General features: G+C 44.5%; 11 protein-coding genes. 5 read left to right on the forward strand and 6 right to left on the reverse strand.

The annotated features are described in order from the left end of the window. Positions 1–147 precede the first annotated feature (147 nt). Positions 148–1341: a family 10 glycosylhydrolase gene (locus SPI9445_RS0114100; RefSeq protein WP_017305407.1), complete on the reverse strand. Its 1194-nt coding sequence runs from the start codon at positions 1339–1341 to the stop codon at positions 148–150. Between the two features lie 183 nt (positions 1342–1524). Between SPI9445_RS0114100 and SPI9445_RS25625 the strand changes: the two genes are divergently transcribed. Further along, positions 1525–2496 carry a pentapeptide repeat-containing protein gene (locus SPI9445_RS25625; RefSeq protein WP_017305408.1) on the forward strand — a complete coding sequence of 324 codons (972 nt, stop codon included), beginning with the start codon at positions 1525–1527 and terminating at the stop codon, positions 2494–2496. Here SPI9445_RS25625 and egtD read toward each other — a convergent pair. After that, a complete protein-coding gene (egtD, locus tag SPI9445_RS0114110) occupies positions 2444–3496 on the reverse strand; it encodes an L-histidine N(alpha)-methyltransferase (RefSeq protein ID WP_017305409.1) in 1053 nt (350 codons plus the stop codon). The genes SPI9445_RS25625 and egtD overlap by 53 nt on opposite strands. Positions 3497–3924: 428 nt before the next feature. On the opposite strand from egtD, the gene bchB reads away from it, so the two are divergent. The 3 genes from bchB (at position 3925) to SPI9445_RS0114125 (ending at position 12503) form a co-directional block, all read left to right on the forward strand. Further along, entirely contained in the window at positions 3925–5451 is a 1527-nt protein-coding gene (bchB, locus tag SPI9445_RS0114115; RefSeq protein WP_026079794.1) for a ferredoxin:protochlorophyllide reductase (ATP-dependent) subunit B, read from the forward strand. 294 nt (positions 5452–5745) lie between these two features. Beyond that, positions 5746–8805 (forward strand): hypothetical protein, encoded by a 3060-nt coding sequence (locus tag SPI9445_RS0114120; RefSeq protein ID WP_017305411.1) that lies wholly within the window; start codon positions 5746–5748, stop codon positions 8803–8805. Positions 8806–8807: 2 nt separating this feature from the next. Further along, positions 8808–12503: a helicase-related protein gene (locus tag SPI9445_RS0114125; RefSeq protein ID WP_052646638.1), complete on the forward strand. Its 3696-nt coding sequence runs from the start codon at positions 8808–8810 to the stop codon at positions 12501–12503. 101 nt (positions 12504–12604) lie between these two features. Here SPI9445_RS0114125 and SPI9445_RS0114130 read toward each other — a convergent pair whose 3' ends face one another. The 3 genes from SPI9445_RS0114130 to SPI9445_RS0114140 are packed head-to-tail and all read right to left on the reverse strand — an operon-like array spanning position 12605 to position 17661. Continuing rightward, complete coding sequence (locus SPI9445_RS0114130) at positions 12605–15667, reverse strand: peptidase domain-containing ABC transporter (protein ID WP_017305413.1); 3063 nt, start codon at positions 15665–15667, stop codon at positions 12605–12607. A gap of 22 nt (positions 15668–15689) precedes the next feature. Then, a complete protein-coding gene (locus tag SPI9445_RS0114135) occupies positions 15690–16208 on the reverse strand; it encodes a pentapeptide repeat-containing protein (protein ID WP_017305414.1) in 519 nt (172 codons plus the stop codon). Further along, positions 16192–17661, reverse strand: a complete 1470-nt coding sequence (locus SPI9445_RS0114140) for an LCP family protein (RefSeq protein WP_202803698.1) — start codon at positions 17659–17661, stop codon at positions 16192–16194. The genes SPI9445_RS0114135 and SPI9445_RS0114140 overlap by 17 nt, the downstream gene beginning before the upstream one ends. Positions 17662–18301: 640 nt before the next feature. Between SPI9445_RS0114140 and SPI9445_RS0114145 the strand changes: the two genes are divergently transcribed. Then, entirely contained in the window at positions 18302–19363 is a 1062-nt protein-coding gene (locus SPI9445_RS0114145; protein WP_017305416.1) for a mannose-1-phosphate guanylyltransferase, read from the forward strand. A gap of 271 nt (positions 19364–19634) precedes the next feature. Here the strand turns inward: SPI9445_RS0114145 and map are convergent, their stop codons facing one another. Further along, a complete protein-coding gene (map, locus tag SPI9445_RS0114155; RefSeq protein ID WP_017305418.1) occupies positions 19635–20486 on the reverse strand; it encodes a type I methionyl aminopeptidase in 852 nt (283 codons plus the stop codon). Positions 20487–20504: the final 18 nt, after the last annotated feature.

Below are 20504 nucleotides of genomic sequence, written 5' to 3' on the forward strand. Positions count from 1 at the left end.
GTTAAGACCCCACGTTAGAAGTCAAGGGAACAGGGAACGGGAAGGAACAGGGGAAATTCAGGTTTTTGCCCTCAAGTCTATTTAATTTGGTATAAACGGCTAAAAGTCCTAGTAACAGTTCTTAGAGGGATATTCAGCAGACCTTACCTAAAAGCCTTGAACTAAATCATAATAAGTCGCCGCCATTTCCTCTGGCTTTCCACTTAAAGGAAACAGTAAAATACTCTCCACTCTGGGATTTTTAACCAAGTTTTCCAGTTGATTAAATTGCCGTTCTGTGATAGCAATTCCATTACTGGCTTCCACATATTTCATCTCATCTTGAAAATTTTCCTCCGCATAAACTTGAATAAAAGCCCGGTCAATATCCCAATTTTCCCAGTCCGCCGCAAAATATTGTTTCGCCCAATAAGGATTATGATGAGCCAGATCAAAACTGACATTCGGATTCGCTTCTCTCATCGCCTCAATCATATTCTGCACAAAATTAGTCAGCTTTTCTGTGCGGTCTACTTGTCCGGGTAATTCGGCATGATAGCCTAAATAATCATCCCACTGCACCGCATCAATTTGGGGATATTTCTGCACAAATTCTACTAAAATATCCGTCATATATTGAGCCACTTCCGGCACACTCACATCTAACACATAATGATCTACCCCCGGATGGGTTCTATCTACCCCGGCGACAATCCATCGGCGCTGAACCGCTAAATCAAACAGAGGACTATCCTCGTCAATTTTAATTCCTTTCTCAAAATAAGCATGAACTTCCATCCCCTGTTTATGAGCTTCATCAATTAACCAATCTAGCCATTGATCTTGGAATTGATTGGGACAACTGCGGGAATTAAATGTTTTCGCCATCACTTCACTGGGGTACATGGTGCAAGCATTTCCCCAAACTCCATGAATGATGGTATTAATCCCTTTAGAACGGTAATAACGCACTCGTTCCCGGATCATTTGTTCACTCGCATTATTGGTAATTTGGTAACGACTGATATAAATTCCCCGTAAATTTTGCTCCTGTTGTCGAGGAGAGGTGGGAGAGGTTGTAACTGCCGGAATCGGAGAAAGAATCGTCGAAGGCGCGGTGGCTTGAGGACTCGGGGATGCGTTAACAATAGGGGGATCTGTGGGGGAGGCTAAAGGAATAAAATCAGGGAGAAAATCCTCCAAGGGGATCTGTTGAACGGCATAGCTTAACACCGCTTGGGGGACTCCCAAATCATGGAGTTTTGTCCAGCCCCAAATCCCTAAACCTAGACCGAGAATGAGAACAGAGATGGGTATGCTACAACAACCACAACCCCCTTTTTTTTGCTTTGATTTTGTCATGTTAATAAAAAATGCCTGTTATTAGCTTACCGAGATCCTGAAGGTTGACTGCCATCTATTCTAGAAATTCAGCCAAATCTAGGAAGATTTCTGAGAGAGTGGGCGCAGGTTTCACAAAACTTAAAATTCATGTCAAAATGACAGAGTAGTGATTGAGTGGGTTTTCTAATTGAGGCAATGCTGATGACCCCAAATGTAAATCAACCCAATTCTAATGATGCTGTGTTGGGAGGAATGGCGATTCCTCTAGAGGGCTTAGTGTTGGGGGGGCTAGAGGGTGTAAAACAGAGAATTGTCAATGGCGATCGCACGACCCAAGCTATAGCCCTGCAAGAAACGCTAAACTACGGAGAAGAGGGTCGCCGCGTTCTCTATCAAGTCCTCAATCATAGTCAAGGGACACTACAAGAGTCCGCTTGGCGTATTCTGTGGGACAATGCCCAAAATGAGCAGGAACAGGAAGAATTACGGGCTTATCTTCCCCTGAGTTCCGTGTTAGGTGTAGATCATCAAAAAAAACTCCTCACCTATGCCCACGTTTTACCCAAAGTCAAACTCAGTCGCGCCAACTTACGGGGGGCGAATTTACAGGGCAAAAATTTACTAGAGGCCAACTTAATTGAAGCCATTTTAATTGGGGCGAATTTAGAAGGGGCGGAATTGAGTTGTGCAGACTTACGCGGGGCGAATTTGAGTAACGCCAATCTACGACGAGCGAATCTAAGCGGGGCGAATTTATGTCAAGCCACACTCGAACGCAGTAATTTAGAGCAAACCTACCTCATTGAGTCCATTCTCAAAGGGTGTGATTTAGTCGGGGCAAATTTAACCGGGGCGAATCTCACTGACGCGAATTTACACAGTGCTAACTTGCGAGAGGTGAATTTTAGTCAGTCGTTTCTCAGTCGGGCGAATTTCCGGGAGGCCTTTCTCTGTCAAGCGGACTTATCCGATGCGGATCTTCGACGGGCGGTTTTAAGTAATGCCGACTTGCGGGAGGCGAATTTAAAAAATGCCAATCTCCGGGGGGCTAATTTGCGCGGCGTGAATTTACAGGGCGCTTGTGTAGAAAATACCCGCTTTGGGGAGAATCGTTGGTTTTCTACAATGGTTTGGTTAGATTTGGAAGCGAGAGGGGCGATTTTTGAGAATTGATGAGCATTAAACCAAACCACTCTTTTTCATCAACCCATCCCTGAATCGGGTTTAAACCCTGTTGAGTTAAATATTCGGGTAATGTTTGCCAGTTAAACTTACGAGAAATTTCTGTATGGATGGTTTCTCCTGCTTTAAAATCCAAGTTTAAGTTAAGACTATTTAAACTCACTTGATGGTCTTTTTGCGCGTCTAAATACATCTCAATTTGATGCTCTTTTTTGTTATAAATCGCCCGATGTTTAAACAAACTTGGGTCAAAATTGCCATCAAAGCGCCAGTTCAGATGTTCGAGCATATTTAAATTAAAAGCGGCTGTGATTCCTTGACTGTCATTGTAGGCCGCCTCTAGCACATCAGGAGATTTTTGTAAATCAATCCCAAGTAGGAAGTAGTCTCCCGGTTGTAATCCTTGGGCAACTTCTTGTAAAAAGCGATCGCAAGCTTGGGGAGTAAAGTTCCCAATACTACTCCCTAAAAAGATCACCAAGCGCCCCGGAGGAGTCGTTTCTATCAATTGTTCTAAGGCTTCATCATAAGTGCCAACTAATCCAGTCACTTTTAATGTTGGGTACTCTGTAACCAATTGTTTGGCACTTTCTACTAAAATCTCTGCACTCACATCAATGGGAACATAATGCACGGCTTCCCCCAATTGTTGATAGGCATTCAACAACAAACGGGTTTTTGTAGAACTGCCACTGCCTAACTCCACAATTTCACAAATTCCAGTAATGGCAGCAATTTCATCAGCACAGTTTTGTAAAATACTCGCTTCGGTACGAGTAGGATAATATTCGGGAAGTTGACAAATTTGCTCAAACAGTTGAGAACCTTTAGCATCATAAAAATAACGAGCAGGCAAGGTTTTAGGAGTTTTCTGCAACCCGTCAATGATTTCTGGGTCAAAGTTGGGATTATAAATAGGTTGATTGTGATGCAGATATTGAATCTCAATATCACCAACAAGCGACGGGCTGGTTTGAGCAGATAAAATCATATTTAACGTTGAATCGGTATGAGTAAGAACCTATTCGCAAAGTACCTTATTTGGGATTTTTGAGCAAGAACTGAGGGCGAATAATGCTCCCTAGGATAGAGGGGGCGAGGGAATGACAAGGAGTTTCGAGGGCTAGGGGCTGATTTTCTCTGTGAGTTCTAGATTTTAGCCTTGACGTTTCAGCCATACCAACCTACTAAACTCTGCAAATAATTATGGCAAAAATTTAAGAATTATTGCACTTAAACAATTGTAATGTTGTTAAAACCATCCCCTAAAAGCTCGCCAAACTAGGGATTGTAGCCACTTGTAGCCCTTCTGATGGCCCATTGCAGGATGAAACATAAAATTCCCCTATCTGAGAAAATGCTTTAGCAATGCAGGCCAAAAAATCGAGCCGCATTCAACCCACTGGAGGCAGAGATTCTATGAAATTGGCTTATTGGATGTATGCAGGCCCCGCCCATATCGGCACCCTGCGGATTGCAAGTTCTTTTAAAAATGTTCATGCGATTATGCACGCCCCTTTAGGGGATGATTATTTTAATGTGATGCGTTCGATGTTGGAACGAGAGCGCGATTTTACTCCAGTAACGGCTAGTGTGGTAGATCGGAATGTTTTAGCGCGGGGATCTCAAGAAAAGGTGGTGGATAATATCACCCGCAAAGATCGGGAAGAGTCGCCGGATTTGATTGTTCTCACCCCCACTTGTACCTCTAGCATTCTCCAAGAGGATTTACAAAACTTTGTAGACCGCGCTCAGTTGGACGCACGGGGGGATGTGTTGTTAGCGGATGTGAACCATTACCGGGTGAACGAATTACAAGCAGGCGATCGCACTCTCCAACAAATCGTTCAGTTTTACCTCGAAAAAGCCCGCAAAAAAGGGGACTTAGGCATTGAGAAAACCGCAAAACCTAGCGTTAATATCATCGGGATTTCCACCCTCGGATTCCACAATCAACACGACTGCACGGAATTAAAACGCCTCATGTCTGACTTAGGCATTGAAGTTAATGCCGTCATCCCCGAGGGGGCCAGCGTTCACACCCTCAAAAACCTCCCCCAAGCGTGGTTTAACTTAATCCCCTATCGGGAATTAGGCTTAATGACCGCCCAATACTTAGAACAAGAATTCGGGATGCCTTCTGTTGATATTACCCCGATGGGAGTAGTAGAAACAGCCCGGTGTATCCGCAAAATTCAACAGCTACTCAATGCACAAGGCGCTGGGGTAGATTATGAGGGGTATATTGACCATCAAACGCGCCATGTTTCCCAAGCGGCCTGGTTTTCTCGTTCCATCGACTGCCAAAACCTCACCGGGAAAAAGGCCGTCGTCTTTGGGGATAACACCCACGCGGCCGCGATGACCAAGATTTTAGCCCGGGAGATGGGGATTCATGTTGTTTTAGCGGGGACTTATTGCAAATATGACGCTGACTGGTTTAAGGCGCAAGTGAGCGAATATTGTGACGAGGTGCTGATTAGTGATGATAACGGAGCAATTGGGGATGCGATCGCCCGTTTGGAGCCCGCCGCCATCTTCGGCACCCAAATGGAACGTCATATCGGCAAGCGCTTAAACATCCCCTGCGGAGTCATTGCCGCCCCCATTCACATCCAAAACTTCCCCATTGGCTACCGTCCTTTCCTCGGCTATGAAGGCACTAATCAAGTCGCCGATTTAGTCTACAATTCCTTTACCTTGGGCATGGAAGATCATCTCTTAGAAATCTTTGGCGGTCATGATACCAAGGAAGTGATCACCAAAGGAATGTCCGCCGATTCTGATTTGAATTGGACTAAAGAAGCCCAAGCCACCTTAAATCAAGTCCCCGGTTTTGTACGGGGTAAAGTCAAACGCAATACAGAAAAGTTTGCCCGGGAGCGAGGTTTAAGTGAGATTAGCTTAGAAGTATTCTATGCGGCAAAAGAAGCCGTAGGCGCTTAATTTTTGCGAGCTAATCTTGTTTAAGAATCATTGAACCAGAAACCCGATTTTTTCACCCTTATTAGTCATTCGCTCCCCTGACTGATGACTCATAACGGTTGAGAAATCGGGTTTTTCTCCCAGGAGATAAAGCAACATCTCTAAATGGTGTAAGCCCTTGTTTTTCGGTAAAATTACGCAAAAATAGCCATAATATTACACAAATATTACAAAAAATAAAATTTGACTTGACAAGCCAACGCAATCTTAGGGATAAGTAGAAAAATTCATCCATCCCACTAGACTGTAAGCGTCATGGTCAATCAACTCCGAGAAAATAACAATGATCTGCCCACCGTAGATTATAGCGACTTACTAGCACAAATTATTGAAACACTGCAAACCTCCTCAGAATCCTATTTTAGCATTATTGAAACAACAGTTGAAAATAAATCTAAAAAAACTGGAACATCCGATCAATCTCCAAAAAAATCCTATCAACGTTTTGTTTTAGATATTGATAAAATCGCTACAACCGTCTCTCAAAAACGAATTCCTAATCCATTAAGTCGTATTGGTTATCATAAAATAACAACCCTTAACCTAGTCGCAGAATGCCAAGAAAAATTTCCCAGCCAGATTAGGCAAATCCAGCAACTTCTTGAAAACCTACTACAAAACGCGGTCAACCAACATTTACAAAAACAGAGCAAATCACCCCTTTCTCCTCAACAATTTATCAAGCAGTTAATTGTCGATTTGTCAAGGTTTGATCAAAAAAAAGCTACGGCTAATTTTAACTATCCTTTCAGCACCCCTAACCCACTGTACAAGCAGCGATTAACTCTTGATAATCAATCCACCCGAGACAAATGTTTGCGCTTTCACAAGTTAACCATTCGCGTCAATCATGGGACAGACTTTGACGAGCAAGTTCAAGAGGGGATTTTAAACTATTTAGATCAAAATTTTAACAACTGTTCGGCAGAGGATCAGGAAGAATCAGAGCAGATTGTTGAGGACTTATATAATAAACGGCCAGAACCGAACAATCATTTTGCTAAACTGAAGAGAATCATCAATGAACAGACATTAGGCAAATTAAAACGCCAAAGTCAGATTTTTTATCTCCAATTTTTATTAGACCAATATTATCAGAACAGAAAAAAAGAAGAAACCAAGGAAGAAGGAGCGATTTATTTACAAACTTTAATTCGACGACTCCGGTATATTGATGAATTTATCAATTTAGAACATTACGCTGACGGTGATTATGAAATTACACAATCCAAGGGTAGCATTAATTACCGAGATATCTTAGCCCGTGAAGATGCCTTTAAGGAATTGCCTGTTATCCCTCTGATTGTGGGAAATCTAGGGGAATCTCGTCTAGATGGAGCCATTGAATTTACACTGGGTCTAAAACTCAAGCTGAATGGAGATGTTCAGACATCCCAAGGAGAATCATCTTTTCAGTATCACCTTGATTTGCTCAATCCTGACAGTCAACTGCATCAAGACACCCTTAAACAAACCTTTGGTTTGCAAAAAATCCTCAAAGTTGCTTTGCTTTATTTCTTTGTCTTTGCTTGTGACAATCCTAATGAACCAGATTATCACCCTATTAAGGATCTACATTACAATCCCCTTGAAAAATTCGAGTCAAACGTTTTACCCGCTTTCCGGAGATCCGAGACAGATATGTTCACTATGTTAGGGAACATCCGTAAAGGTTTGATTGGTTATAAAGTCGAAGAAAAAATCAATAAACTGGTTAAATTTCTTCAAAAAATAATTAAATATGAAACTCTATCAAAACCCCAAGAAAAGCCAGCTTATCTAACCTTAAAAAACCGTCTACTTAAAGATAACCTTCGAGAAATTATTGACGAACAAACAGTATTTGATCAATCGGTAACAGGTAATCCTAAGTTAGCGTTGAAATATATAGATGTCACTGAAGCACGATCTCAAGAAAATACCTTTTTAAGTATTCCTGTTACCCTGAATATTAGTGACTTGCACTATTTTTTGACTCAAGACAAGCAATCTTTCACCATGCAATATGATGTCGCACAGGTTAAAGCGTTGCCTATCATCTTTTATGTGAGCAGTCATCGTGCATCTGAGCGATACTATAAATTAAACCAACACAATTGTTTAGTTTTCCCTCATCAACAAGCAACACCCAATCAACAAGAGAACTTTTTCTATAACTTCACCTTTTCCCTCCTGACCTTCACCACCTTAAATATTTTGCTCAAAAAAGAGCGCTTATTTTTACCCATTTTACGTTTAGATATTGAAAAGGGTGATAGTGCGGGATTGCGCGAGAAGTTTATGTATAACTTCTCTAAAGTGTTAGCTCATTTACTCAATGAACAACATCGTTCTAATGCACAGGGGATTGATGTTCGCTCTGTCAATGATTATAAAGTTCTCAATGCCATGAGTTCCTTATATTCTGTACTACCCAAAACCTTTACTCTCCCTCAACCAACGCAATTAGATAAACTAGCCATTATTATTGTCTCTAGTCGTGAACATGATCGGAGTTGGAAACCAGAGATTAAGCAGAAGTATTCTACCCTGATGGGGGAAGTGGTGGGCATCCTACGGGAAACCAATAATACCATCAAGTATCGCCTTATTCAAACCTTTTCTGCTAATTATGATCGGGAGACATTATTCAGACAACCTATTGTCATGTCTGATGTTATCCAAAAGTTATATAAACAAGGATACCGACATATTATTTATATTGCCAAAGCACCCTACACCAGCACCTTACATTTAACCCAAAATCAAGACGATGAGGACTTATTCTTTATGTCTAAGGATATCATGCGGTTACTCAAGGGACAGTATCAGGATTTAAATATTTACCCCATGTTTTTTGACAAATACTATGTAGTCCCTTGGGAAAAACTCGCTCAATCCCTGTATATTGAAGATACAGCAGAACTAACTCGTTTAGCTGAAGATGACAATAAAATGTTTGCTGTTTTCTTCAATCTATTTAATGGTCAAGCTGTAGGGGAAGAAAATCGAAACTATCGGGGAGTGATTTCTTACAGTACCTTGTTGAATTTTTATGAGGGAATCCTAGGAGATCAAAAAATTAGGCAAGGATTGATTGATTCAGGACAACTCAAGCAAGATATCTTACAGTATCTAACACTGTTCCACTTTGCCAGATATGAGAAAGGGGGTAAAAAGCTTCAGCTTCAGTTAAAACTTGACCCCTATCAGAATTTAATCGGAGATAAGTCGGTGGGTAATTTAGCGTTAATTCCCCATGCTAAGGAAAAGGTTGAGTTTAATGTTTTGGCTTTTTTAACTCGCGTTCAAGAAATTTTAAACACCAAACAGTAATCATGATGAACTCAGAAATTTCTGCGGATTTAGGGCGTTTATTTGAAGTTGGCTTTAATTTAGGGTTGTTAACGGGCATCAAGCAGTCTAAGGTTCAACATTCCTATGGCAATTTGTATCAAAAAGACTTGCAAAATATCCGATTTTATGATATGGCGAAAACCTTGTTAAGGCAAGTCATCAGTCCTCAAGAAAAAAGGGTTTTAGAAAAGTGGAGTCAGTTTTTCTTGTTGCGAGGTTTTTTAGCGGGGTTAAATTTTTGGCGAGAGTATCTGGAATTTGTTTTTCCGGGGGACAGTTCAAGGGTGGAAGTAGTCTATTTACAATGTTGTTTTAGGGGAGACAATAGTTTAGGACAAAATTCCAAGGAAAAAGACAGTTGGGAGCGAGATGTTTTGCAACAGTTTCCTAATCTTTCTTCGGTGGATTCTATTATTGCACGCTACACACAAAGAGGAGAGTTTCTTAAGGCAGATACGCTGTTATTATTGCGTTTAAATAGGAGACGGGTTAAGTATAGATTGGTGTGTGTTGATTTGTCTGCTTTTGTTGCTCAGTTTGCTCCGGAAGGGGAGGATTTAGGTTTTATTCGGATTATCAAGAATTTATTGCGGCGAGAGATTAGTCATTTTCGCTCTAAGAGTGCTTTTGCTGAGTTACGACTGGATACCAGTTGTTTAGATTACTCGTTATCACAGTCTTTGCGCAGTTATTTCAATGCGTTTTACTCTTCTGATAAGGAGATGGTGAAGTTAATTCAAGCTGGGGGATATGCTTACAGTTTTTATCAATTTCTCTGCGAAAATAAAATTATTAATCTAGAGGATGGGAAGACCTCAATTCTGTTTAATATTATTGGCTATACCAATCGTGGACTCTCTTCTGTTTGTGTGAATCCCCAACAACAGGAAAGTCAGGAATTTTTAGCCACTTGTCAGAAGATTTATCAAGAATACGAGAGAGATCAGGGGATTGATGAGAGTCGGGAGCGTGTGTTAAATAAGATTAAACGGAGTGTGTCGCGGAGTTTTGAGGGGGGGAGGGATTTTGTTAATCAACTCCTGAATATTGCTCCGAATCAGAGGACTTGTCTAGAGCATCAAGAAATCATTACGGGATTTGCTAATTCTGTGGGGGAGGTGTCTCCTGAGTTGCGGGGGAAACTGGGACTGAGGGAGGGGATCAATCTACAAGATGCTCATCAGGAGTTAGTGATGCGATCGCTTTCTCCCGACAATTCCCGTCTTTTCCTCTTCCTGACGGGGAATCCGGGAATTGGGAAAACTACTGCGATCGCCAAATTCCTAAAAGATCATGCTGACGAGGGGTTTTTATTCCTCTATGCCAGTCCTCGAAAACAGGTCAATCTCGATATCCTAGAGAAGTTCAAAAATCCTCAAACTCAGCAACTCTTTCAGGATGGGGTGTTTACCCTCAACTCCTACGCTAACCTGATTAAAAACAACTCTGGCCACCCTACCATTCAATATCAGTCTAATACACACCAAGAAAATTTTCAACAATCCGGTATTTATTTTAAGGATAGTCGGATTCCAGAGAGTAGTAGAAACCGTCAAATTCCCCTAGAACGTCTTGATCAAAAGACCATTACTCCAGCGAAAAGATCCCCCGCAGGAGTCTTGCAGAGTGTGGCTAAAGCGATAGCTGTATTAATCAATGAAAACATTTCCCATCAAATTGTGGCTACCGTTTCCATCCAATCTCTTAAACAAACTCGTCAAGGGGATACATTAGATCATTTGCAGGAAATCTTTAAAAATGCTTACCGGGAACGTGAGCGAAAAGTTTTACCCGATCAAATGCAGAACATCTCCCGCAAACTGAAACATCTGATTATTATGATTGATGAAATTACGGGAGATGATACAGGAGTTGCTTTTTTAAAACGCATTGAAGACTTTATCCGTAAATATGAATTAACCAATCCTAAGTATGGATTTAACTGTAAAGTGATCATCGCTGATGCGTCTTTAGTCGATGCCTCAGTGATTAATAAACACTTAGAAAAAGTTGACCCAGAACCGGATAAAATTTACTTCAGACATTGCCAAACTCTCCCTGAAGCCATTTCCCTACAACGTTTCCACTTCAAAAATTATCCCGCTACTCTGATCAATACTAATGCTTACCCAGCCAAACGTTTAACCATCACCTATAAAGTTTTTGTTCAATCCTATGGGTTTCAGGTGTCTGACAGCTTGCGTAGACAATATGAAAAGCAACTGGAAAAACAAGAAACTGACCAAATTTTTGCCGATGTGCAAACTTTGTTAGCCAATCCTCAAGTTGAACAGATTATTGTTTATATCCAAAATAAAAGTAAACTGACCATCCTAATTGATCAATTGACCCAAAGCTTACCTAAATTTAACAAAGGAGAAGACTACTTAGAAGTTCATGGCGACATTTCGGAATGGGAAAAACAGCAACTGGAGCAATATAAAAATCAAGTCCGTGTGGTTTTCATGACCTCCTCTGGGAGTCGAGGTCTATCCTTCCCCAAAGCGAGACATATTCTAGTTGAAATCCCTCGCTTTAGCATTGAAAGAAACCTGATGGAAATTATCCAAGTCATTTATCGAGGCCGGGGAAATCGAGAGATTGATCAACAGGATAAGTTTTTAACATTTTACTTGACAGAACGGGCGGTTTATTATACAGAAGATGTACAAAGTTCCTTGCAGAAAAGTGTTTTAAACCTGTTTAATATTCTACTTTTACTCAAGGCGGCGATTTTAACCCGAATTCAGGGAGCGAGTCCCCTTGGCAGTGATCAATTTTTAATCATTCCCATTGGGGGAAAATCCATGAGTGCAGCCGGACAAACCTTTTCTGGTCAATTGGCTAGTTTAGTTCAGAGATTGCAAAAAGAAACTGCTAAAAATCCCAAGGATACTGTTCTTAAAGAGATTTTAGAGCAGTTAGAGCCATTATTGGCGGCAACTGATTTTAGGCTGCATCCGAACAATGAGATCCCTAGCTTGTCTTATGATATTGCTCAAAACTCCTTGTCCTACCTCCAGTTAAATCAAGATTTTACCGAACAGTTTATTAAACCCTTGCAAGGTAAGACTTTAGATCATTTACTCCAGTTTAATCATCTCGAATTAAGCTACTTAACGGGTAGTTTGTTAATTGTTCCTCTAGCAGAAAAAAGGCTGGAAGAGAATTATTTACTGCGTCTCGATAACATTCTAAAATATCAAGATGATCACCTCCTGGAATTAATGAGAAAGGTCAGTTTTAGTCGCCAATATCCAGAGGAGTTAAAGGAGCAGATGGTCAATGCTATCCAGCTAATTGAAGCGGTGATAAACTCGGAACGCTCCCAACAGTTTCAAGAATTCAGTCAACGTTTAGAGCGTTATTATGCCATTCCCCTTTTCGTCTTTATTGTGGGGGACATTTTGCGAGAATTTTTTGAGCAAAAGCAAGAACAAGCCAAAGAAGATTCATTTCGGGATATTTTAGCTCAATATGTCCGGTCAATCTATCCCGTTGATTCTAATATTTTACCCATTGGCTATCAGTATGAAGAATTCCCTTTTGTGGTGTTTCACAGTTATAGTTTGAAGGAAATCCGTCAACAGGCTTTTTCTGAACAATATTTACTCAACTCTCCGACCTTAAATGTTTTGAACTTAATTCTCTCAAAACCTGATGCTATTTCTGAATGATTATGAGGGACTATGCGCTCAATTGAGCAAGATTATATTTTGATTTTTGCGGTGATGAGTTTCCATTCCCGACACCCCCACCCATCAACCGCAACAATCCCTTAAGCCGTTCCCACCTTAGCATCTTGTTGTTGATACAGCGCTTGATAACGGCCTTGGAGAGCCATTAACTCCTCGTGGGTGCCGTATTCCACCACAGATCCCGCGTCCATCATCAGGATAATATCAGAATGGCGCACGGTGCCGAGACGGTGGGTAATGAAAAATACAGTGCGATCGCCAAATTGTTCCGCTAAATTCCGACAAACTTGTTGCTCTGTGGGATAATCGAGGGCGCTGGTGGCTTCATCTAGGACGAGGAGAGAGGGACGTTGTAGAATGGTGCGGGCGATCGCAATTCGTTGTCGTTGTCCCCCAGAAAGCGCAGCACCCCGTTCTCCCACCCGCGTATTATACCCCGCCGGAAGGTTCATAATAAACTCGTGAGCCGCCGCAATTTGAGCCGCTTCGATGATTTCCTCACTACTCGCGTCAGGATTATTCATCGCAATATTTTCCTGCACCGTGCCATCAAATAAAAGAGGATCTTGTGGCACTACCCCAATTTGTCGCCGCAGAGAATATAATTCCACCTTAGCTACATCATACCCATCCAATAAAATCCGCCCCGACTCCACATCATATAAACGCACTAATAACTTAGTCAGCGTACTTTTTCCCGCCCCACTTTTCCCCACAATCCCTACAAAACTTCCGCTCGGAATGTCAATATTAACATTCACCAATTGCAGAGGCGCATTACTCTTAAACCGGAACGAAACATTCTCATATTTCACATGACCCACAATAGGCGGCATCGGAATATTTCCTCGATCTTCTTCCCCCTCTTGGGGCGTGTCTAAAATATCCCCCAAACGTTCCAACGAAAGGGCGACTTCTTGGAAATTCTGCCACAGTTGAGCCAAACGAAGTAAAGGATTAGTCACATAACTGGCAATAATCCGAAAAGCAATCAGTTGCCCTAAACTCAATTGCCGATCTAAGACCAAATACGCCCCAAACCATAACACCAATAAGCCCGAAAACTTATTAAAAAAACTACTAAAGGAACTCGCCAACGTCGAGGTAATCACCGTATCAAAACCTGCCGTTACATAGCGGGCATAGTATTCTTGCCAACGCCAACGGGAGCGCAATTCGATATTTTGAGCTTTCACTGTTTGAATCCCCGAAACCACCTCCACTAAATGGGATTGCGTTTGGGCATTGCGTTCCGCTTTCGTGCGGAATTGTTGGCGAATAACGGGCGAGAGAACCACACTTAAAATAACAAAAAGCGGCACCGTGGCTAAAGCCGCAATGGTTAATTGCCAACTGTAGAAAATCATCACGGCAATATAGACCACCGAAAAGATGGAATCCAGCACTACCGTTAGGGCTGTTCCTGTGAGAAAATTCCGAATATTTTCTAATTCATTCACCCGACTAGATAACTCCCCAACCGGGCGTTTATCAAAGTAACGGAGGGGTAAACGTAACAGGTGATCAATAATTTCTGACCCTAACCCCATATCAATCCGGTTTGTCGTATCCACAAATAAATAAGTGCGAACCGTGGTTAGAATCGCTTCTAAAATGGCAACTCCCACTAAAAATATGCCCAAAACTTGTAAGGTGTCCGGGCTATTCTGCACAATAACTTTATCAATAATTACCTGAATAATCAGGGGATTAGCTAACCCAAAAAGCTGGACAAAAAACGAGGCAATAAACACCTCAATTAACACACTGCGATAACGCCATAGGGCGGGCCAGAACCACTGAAACCCAAAACGCTGAGTCGGGGTTTCTTTAGTGGGTTGCAACAGAAGAACAGAACCCACTTCCTCCCAAGTATCGAGGAAATCGGCGGGTTTGCGGCGTAAAATGCCCAATTCCGGCACAGCAATTACTAACTGGCGATCGCTTATTTCATACAAAATCGCTAAACTCTCCTGCCACACCACCAAAGCCGGCGCTTGTAAACGACTGAGACTCTTCCCCGGAATTGTCACCAGTTGGGCATTGAGGCCAATTAACTCCGAAATCGCCCCCGCCGAATAGAGAGAAATTCCCCCCTGACGCTGCACCTGTTCCGTCACCACCCGACGGATCACATCCCGACGGAACGGCATATTAAAATATTGACTCAGCATCTGAAAACAGGCCACCGTGCCATCCACCATTCCCCCACCCCGGACAAACGGGTAACGAGTGCGCCCCCGTTTCCGTTCCCTCGGGGCTTCTGTGGCCGCTTCCTCCACCTCTGGGGCGTAAGGTATAGTCTCCCCCGTTGCCCCCCCTTCCCGTGGCTCAGAGGCGATATTAGAGGGGTCTGGGGGAACAAATTTAGAGGGCAGGGGGGGGAGATGTTCCTGATAAATCACCCGCAGATTCTGCTCCCGAAAACCGATAAACCGGGCGGGTAAACTGCCCCGGACTTGAATTTGTGCTTCATCAGGGGCCAGTTGAAAGCGCTGGCCAACGGAGTGATTCATCACCTCCCCTCCCCCACTAACAAACCACAGCCAATCGGACTGTAAGAGGGGGCGCACCATGGTATTCCGTACATCGGTTTTGCCCGGAGGCAAGACACAGACTTGACCTTGTTCCGCCAGGTGTTTGGCCAACAATTTGACATCATCAATCCCTCGGAGGGGAATGGGGAGATCCTCCGTCGTGCCGATTTGGTAACTGAGGACAGCAAAAATTTCTGCGATCGCCGCCCGATTTTGGAAATACTCCGCAAAAGGGGGACATTCATTCAACAGTTGGAAAAACCCCCGTTGATCTAACGTCAAACAGAGGGTTTCCGTCGAAGCAATCACCGTTTCGCAGCCCTCACCCCGCAACAATCCCGCCGGCCCCACCGTTTCCCCCTGTTCCAATAACCCCAAGGTTAGGGGCATTTGGGTATTGGGATCATAGCCTAATAACCGCGCTTGACCTTCTGCAATCAAAACCACCTGATTGGGCAGTTTATCCCGTAACAAGATAGTTTGCCCCATACGATAGCGTAGGGGTTGGAATCGCTCCCCCAAGCGGCTTAAAACATTAGCGGGCAGCAGATTATAGGGGGCATATTGAGCAAGAACTGCTTGTATATCCGTCGCGGTTAAAGTCATATTAATTCATGTCAAGATTAAATTACCGACAGCCCAAACTCGCCCGCGTTGCAATGCCCGTTGTGGGATTAATCCCCTCGGCTCGTTCACACATTAAAGAGACTTGATACCGATCCAAGATAGCACCGGAAAAATCGGCTCCGGTGATGGTCGCGTCAAAAAAGTGACTACTGGTGAGCATGGCATCGGTGAAAATAGCATGGGTGAGGTTAGCGCCACTAAAATCCACGCGATCGCCAAAGGTTTCCGTTAAATCCGCCCCCGTTAAATCCGCCTCGAGAAAAATCGCCTTAGTTAAAATCGAAGCCCGTAAATTCGCCCCCGCAAAATTCCCCCGTCGTACATCCGCCCCCGCAAAAACGCCCCGTTCTAAATTCTGTCCTGAAAAATCCCGCTCCGGTAAATCCGTCAGCGCGTAGTTAATCTTACCCACTTGTCCCCAAGCGGGGCGCGCATTGAGAACTAGCCAGCCCCCCGTTAATAGAAGCAGCAGAACTAATCCCACAATGCGCTTTAACCAAACTTTAACTCTCTGTTTCATCCTTACTTTGTCCTAGGAGATCATACCAATCAGCCCCCACGCGGATGGTAATTTCTGAACCTAGATCCCCCGTTGAATTCGCTTCAACCCGACCGAAACCTAAAGCCGTTTGCAGTGCTTGGGCTGCATTGCGATCGCCCTGTTGAACAATAATCTCCGTTGTCCGCAGGGGGCGGGCAAAATCCCGGTTCGAGTAATAGATATTGTGGAAGCCCTGTTGATTTAAATATTCTACGGCCTTTCTCGGAAGCTCAGAATCATTACTAGCGTTCTGGATAGCAATCCGCACCCGTTTGGGATCTCGCTCCCGGGGAACTCCCGATGTCCCCATTTGATCAAAATACTCCGCCACCACGCGATCGCGCCCTTGACGGGACATAATCCAATAACTAATCCCCTCAAACTCGCTCACCTCGCTAAAGCGTCCCGGCAACAACACCATCCGGATATTATCCCGGTCTAAACTCATGCCAAAATTCACCAAAGCCAGAATTTCTTCTAAACTCAAGTTAGTATCAACATACTGCAACATCAACTGTACCGCCTTGGGCAAACGGGGCAACACCGTAGGATGTTCTAAACGTTCCCGTAAAGCCTTTAACAGCACCTGCTGACGTTGGACCCGTCCAATATCCCCATACTCATCCATCCGGAAACGGGCAAACTGTTCCGCCTCATCCCCATTTAACCGTTGCCAACCCGGTTTTAGGTCAATTTTCAAGTTTTGAGTCCGATCTACATAGGACATCGGTTGAGGAACATAGACCTCCACCCCACCGACGAGATCCACTAACTCCTGAAACGCATCATTTGTAACCCTTACATAACGGTCAATGGGAACATCATTTAACGTTCGACTCACCACCTGCATGGCGAGTTGAGGCCCCCCGTAAACATTCGCCGCGTTGATTTTACCTTGGCCAACACGAGGAATAATCACCTGAGTATCCCGAGGAATAGACAGCAAACGTAAACTGCTATCCGTGGGATCAAAACGCAACAGTAACATCGTGTCGGTATTGCCACTAAACGCCTCATCACTGCCCTCTGGTGCATCTAATACCCGATCAATCCCCATCACCAAAATATTCACCGGGCGCTCTACTTTGTATTGGAAGAGGGGGGGAATAGCCTTAGTTTTCGCCTCTTCAATGCTAGTTGTCCCAGCCGTAGCCGCTTCTTCCTTGACACTGAACATAGGCAGAGAAGGCAGGGGGCCAACCATCGCTAAAATCGCCCCCACTGCGGCGGAAAACGTCGCTACAGTGAGAAATGTCACCCCCCAAACCATTTTTAATCCCACAGGGACTTTTCGGGCTTTAGGGGCGTGTTTTTCCGATTTCCTGCCCTTATTTAAGGACAACTCATCAAGGGGTTTACCGGGAGTTGAGACAGATTCCTCTGTCCTACTGTCGGTTTTTCCTTCTGGGAGACTTTTGGGTAGCATATTCATGCTTTGTTTCACCGTCACCTCAACACCATCAAAACTTTAAATTACGAGTTGATCATAGAACACCCATTCTAGGCTGCCTAAACCTAAGCCGAAGGTCTTTAAACTTACTTCTATATTCAATCTCAAGGTGGATTATAACGCCCTCTTGAGATATTCTGTCCAGAAATTACAATTCTCTGGGGAGCAGGGGAGCAGGGGAGCAGGGGAATAGCCAAAACTCTTTTATTTTAGGGAACGGGGAACGGGAAGGGGGAGGTAATAGGTAGGGCTTGCTGAATAAGTCCGAGAGTTGGGGAATCGGGAGTCGGGAGTCGGGAGTCGGGAGTCGGGAATAGGCAATCGTGCCAGTTTTAGATGATCTGTTCCCTGTTAAGAGTTCCCTGTTCCCTTGTTGAGCCTAGCATAGGCGTGTTATTCAGCAGACCCTAGGTAATAGGTAATAAGTCTTAATTCCTTGTCTCCCTCTCTCCCCCTCCCCCCGATTCCCTAGGGCGCAAGCATTGCGCCCCTACACCGATTCCCGATTCCCGACTCCCTGTTCCCTATGTCCATGACATTCTACTCATTCAACATCTCTTTACCACCCTAGATCCCCCAACACAGGATAGGATGAAAAAAAAGAGTTAAGGTTGTTGAGCGCATGAGTCCATCATTAATTCCGGTAATTCTCGCGGGGGGGAAAGGCGAACGGTTTTGGCCCCTGAGTCGGAGACAACGACCGAAGCAATTTCTAAGTTTAGATGGCAGTGGTCGGAGTTTACTACAAGCTACAGCCGACCGATTACTGGAGATAGCCGGAGGATGGGATAAACTTTGGGTGATTACATCGGCATTAATTGCTGAGGGAGTCCGAGAACAATTACCGGAATTACCCGAGGGGAATTTGTTGGTGGAACCTGAAGGGCGAGATACCGCCCCGGCCGTGGCTTGGGCGACCTTGGAGGTAGCGAAACGGGAAGGGGAAGAGGCCGTGATTGGCTTTTTCCCGGCTGACCACTGGATTGGCAATCAGGCGGCCTATGGTGCGACACTGGAAGCGGCGGCAACGCTAGCGGCTCAGGAACAGGCCATTGTAACATTAGGCATTAAGCCCGCTTACGCTTCGACGGGCTACGGGTATATCGAACAGGGGGAGAAACAGGGGGATTATGACGGATTGCCTGTCTATCGGGTGAGTCGCTTTACGGAAAAACCTGATTTAGCCACGGCCGAGCAATTTATTGAGACGGGTAAGTTTAGCTGGAATAGTGGGATGTTCATTTTCCGGGCGAGTGTGGTTTTAGGGGAGTTGGCGCAATATGCCCCCCATATTCTTAAGCCTTTGCAGGAACAGGGGAAAGGGGCTTACGCCACATTAGAAAAGAAAAGCATTGACTACGCCCTGATGGAAAAAACCCAACTGACTTATGTCTTGCCGGGGGATTTTGGCTGGGATGATTTGGGGGATTGGAATGCCATTGAACGGCTGTTAAAGGGGGAGGCGGCTAATGTGGAGTTAGGGGATCATCTGGGGCGAGATACTCAGGGGGCGATTATCTACGCCAGTGATGGGGGGGAGACGATTGTGACCATTGGGGTGGAGGATTTGGTGATTGTGCGCGATCGCAATGTCACCCTCGTAGCCCACAAAAGCCGCACCCAAGAGATTAAGCAAGTCCTCCAGCAACTCCAAAATCATCCCCGAGTCGATGAGTTGCTCTAAGCTCCCCACTACCGCAGGGCTTCTCGGTAGACTAGCTAGGGTTTGCTGAATAAGTCGGGGAGTCAGGAATCGGGAATCGGGAATCGGTGTAGGGGCGCAACGCTTGCGCCCTAGGGAATCGGGAATCGGGAAAAGGCAATAGTCAAGAGTTTTAGCTATTCACTACCCACTATTCCCCCTCTCCCCTGCTCCCCTGCTCCCCTGCTCCCCTGCTCCCCTGCTCCCCTGCCCCCCTGCTCCCCCTCTCCCCCTCTCCCTCTCCCCCTACCAACTAAACCCGATTCCGATCCGTCAGAATCTCATAGCCATCGGGGGTAACTAAAACCGTGTGTTCAAACTGTGCCGAGAGAGATTGATCTACTGTGACCACCGTCCAGCGATCGCGCAAAACCCGAGTCACCTTAGACCCGGCATTAATAATCGGTTCAATCGCCAAAGTCATCCCCGGTTTTAACTTCACATTGGGTAACTGCCGCGTCCGAAAGTGGAAAACAGCCGGTTCTTCATGGAGATTATGCCCCACCCCATGCCCCGTATAATCTTCCACGACACTATAACCCTGTGCCTTAACATGATCCTCAATCGCCCCCGCAATATCCAACAGGGAATTCCCCGCCTTAACCTGTTCAATCCCCTTATACAAAGACTCCTCTGCCACCCGAATCAAGCGCGCCGCCTCCGGACTCACCCTCCCCACAGCCACCGTAATACAAGAGTCCCCATGATAACCGTCCTTAAAAGCCCCTGTATCGATTTTCACGACATCTCCCGACCGGATGACCTTTTTGGGGTTTGGGATGCCATGCACCACTTCCTGATTGATACAGATGCAAATGGAAGCGGGAAAACCATGATATCCCTTAAAACTCGGAACCGCCCCCATGTCCCGAATCCTCTGCTCGGCATAATCATCTAAATCCGCCGTCGTCATCCCCGGTTTAACCCGTTGGGCTAATTCCTTGAGAACCGTTGCCACAATCCGGCTAGATTCCCGCATCCGTTCTATTTCGACCTCGGATTTTATTTGAATCCCCCGACGCTTCTTTTTCAGGGGAGGTAATGCCTGAGTCGGTTCCTTCGCTTGTTTTTTCTGAGACTGTAATAAATTTCCTAAAATATTCATCTTAGTGCCATTCGTTGG

The organism is Spirulina subsalsa PCC 9445 (assembly GCF_000314005.1).
Taxonomy (GTDB): Bacteria; Cyanobacteriota; Cyanobacteriia; order Cyanobacteriales; family Spirulinaceae; genus Spirulina_A; species Spirulina_A subsalsa.

Excerpts from the sequence above, each read along its gene's own strand:
- SPI9445_RS0114125 (WP_052646638.1), top strand. The coding sequence starts at position 8,808 with ATGATGAACTCAGAAATTTCTGCGGATTTAGGGCGTTTATTTGAAGTT.
- SPI9445_RS0114145 (WP_017305416.1), top strand. The coding sequence starts at position 18,302 with ATGAGTCCATCATTAATTCCGGTAATTCTCGCGGGGGGGAAAGGCGAA.
- egtD (WP_017305409.1), bottom strand. The coding sequence starts at position 3,496 with ATGATTTTATCTGCTCAAACCAGCCCGTCGCTTGTTGGTGATATTGAG.
- bchB (WP_026079794.1), top strand. The coding sequence starts at position 3,925 with ATGAAATTGGCTTATTGGATGTATGCAGGCCCCGCCCATATCGGCACC.
- SPI9445_RS25625 (WP_017305408.1), top strand. The coding sequence starts at position 1,525 with ATGACCCCAAATGTAAATCAACCCAATTCTAATGATGCTGTGTTGGGA.
- SPI9445_RS0114120 (WP_017305411.1), top strand. The coding sequence starts at position 5,746 with ATGGTCAATCAACTCCGAGAAAATAACAATGATCTGCCCACCGTAGAT.
- SPI9445_RS0114100 (WP_017305407.1), bottom strand. The coding sequence starts at position 1,341 with ATGACAAAATCAAAGCAAAAAAAAGGGGGTTGTGGTTGTTGTAGCATA.
- SPI9445_RS0114140 (WP_202803698.1), bottom strand. The coding sequence starts at position 17,661 with ATGAATATGCTACCCAAAAGTCTCCCAGAAGGAAAAACCGACAGTAGG.
- map (WP_017305418.1), bottom strand. The coding sequence starts at position 20,486 with ATGAATATTTTAGGAAATTTATTACAGTCTCAGAAAAAACAAGCGAAG.
- SPI9445_RS0114135 (WP_017305414.1), bottom strand. The coding sequence starts at position 16,208 with ATGAAACAGAGAGTTAAAGTTTGGTTAAAGCGCATTGTGGGATTAGTT.
- SPI9445_RS0114130 (WP_017305413.1), bottom strand. The coding sequence starts at position 15,667 with ATGACTTTAACCGCGACGGATATACAAGCAGTTCTTGCTCAATATGCC.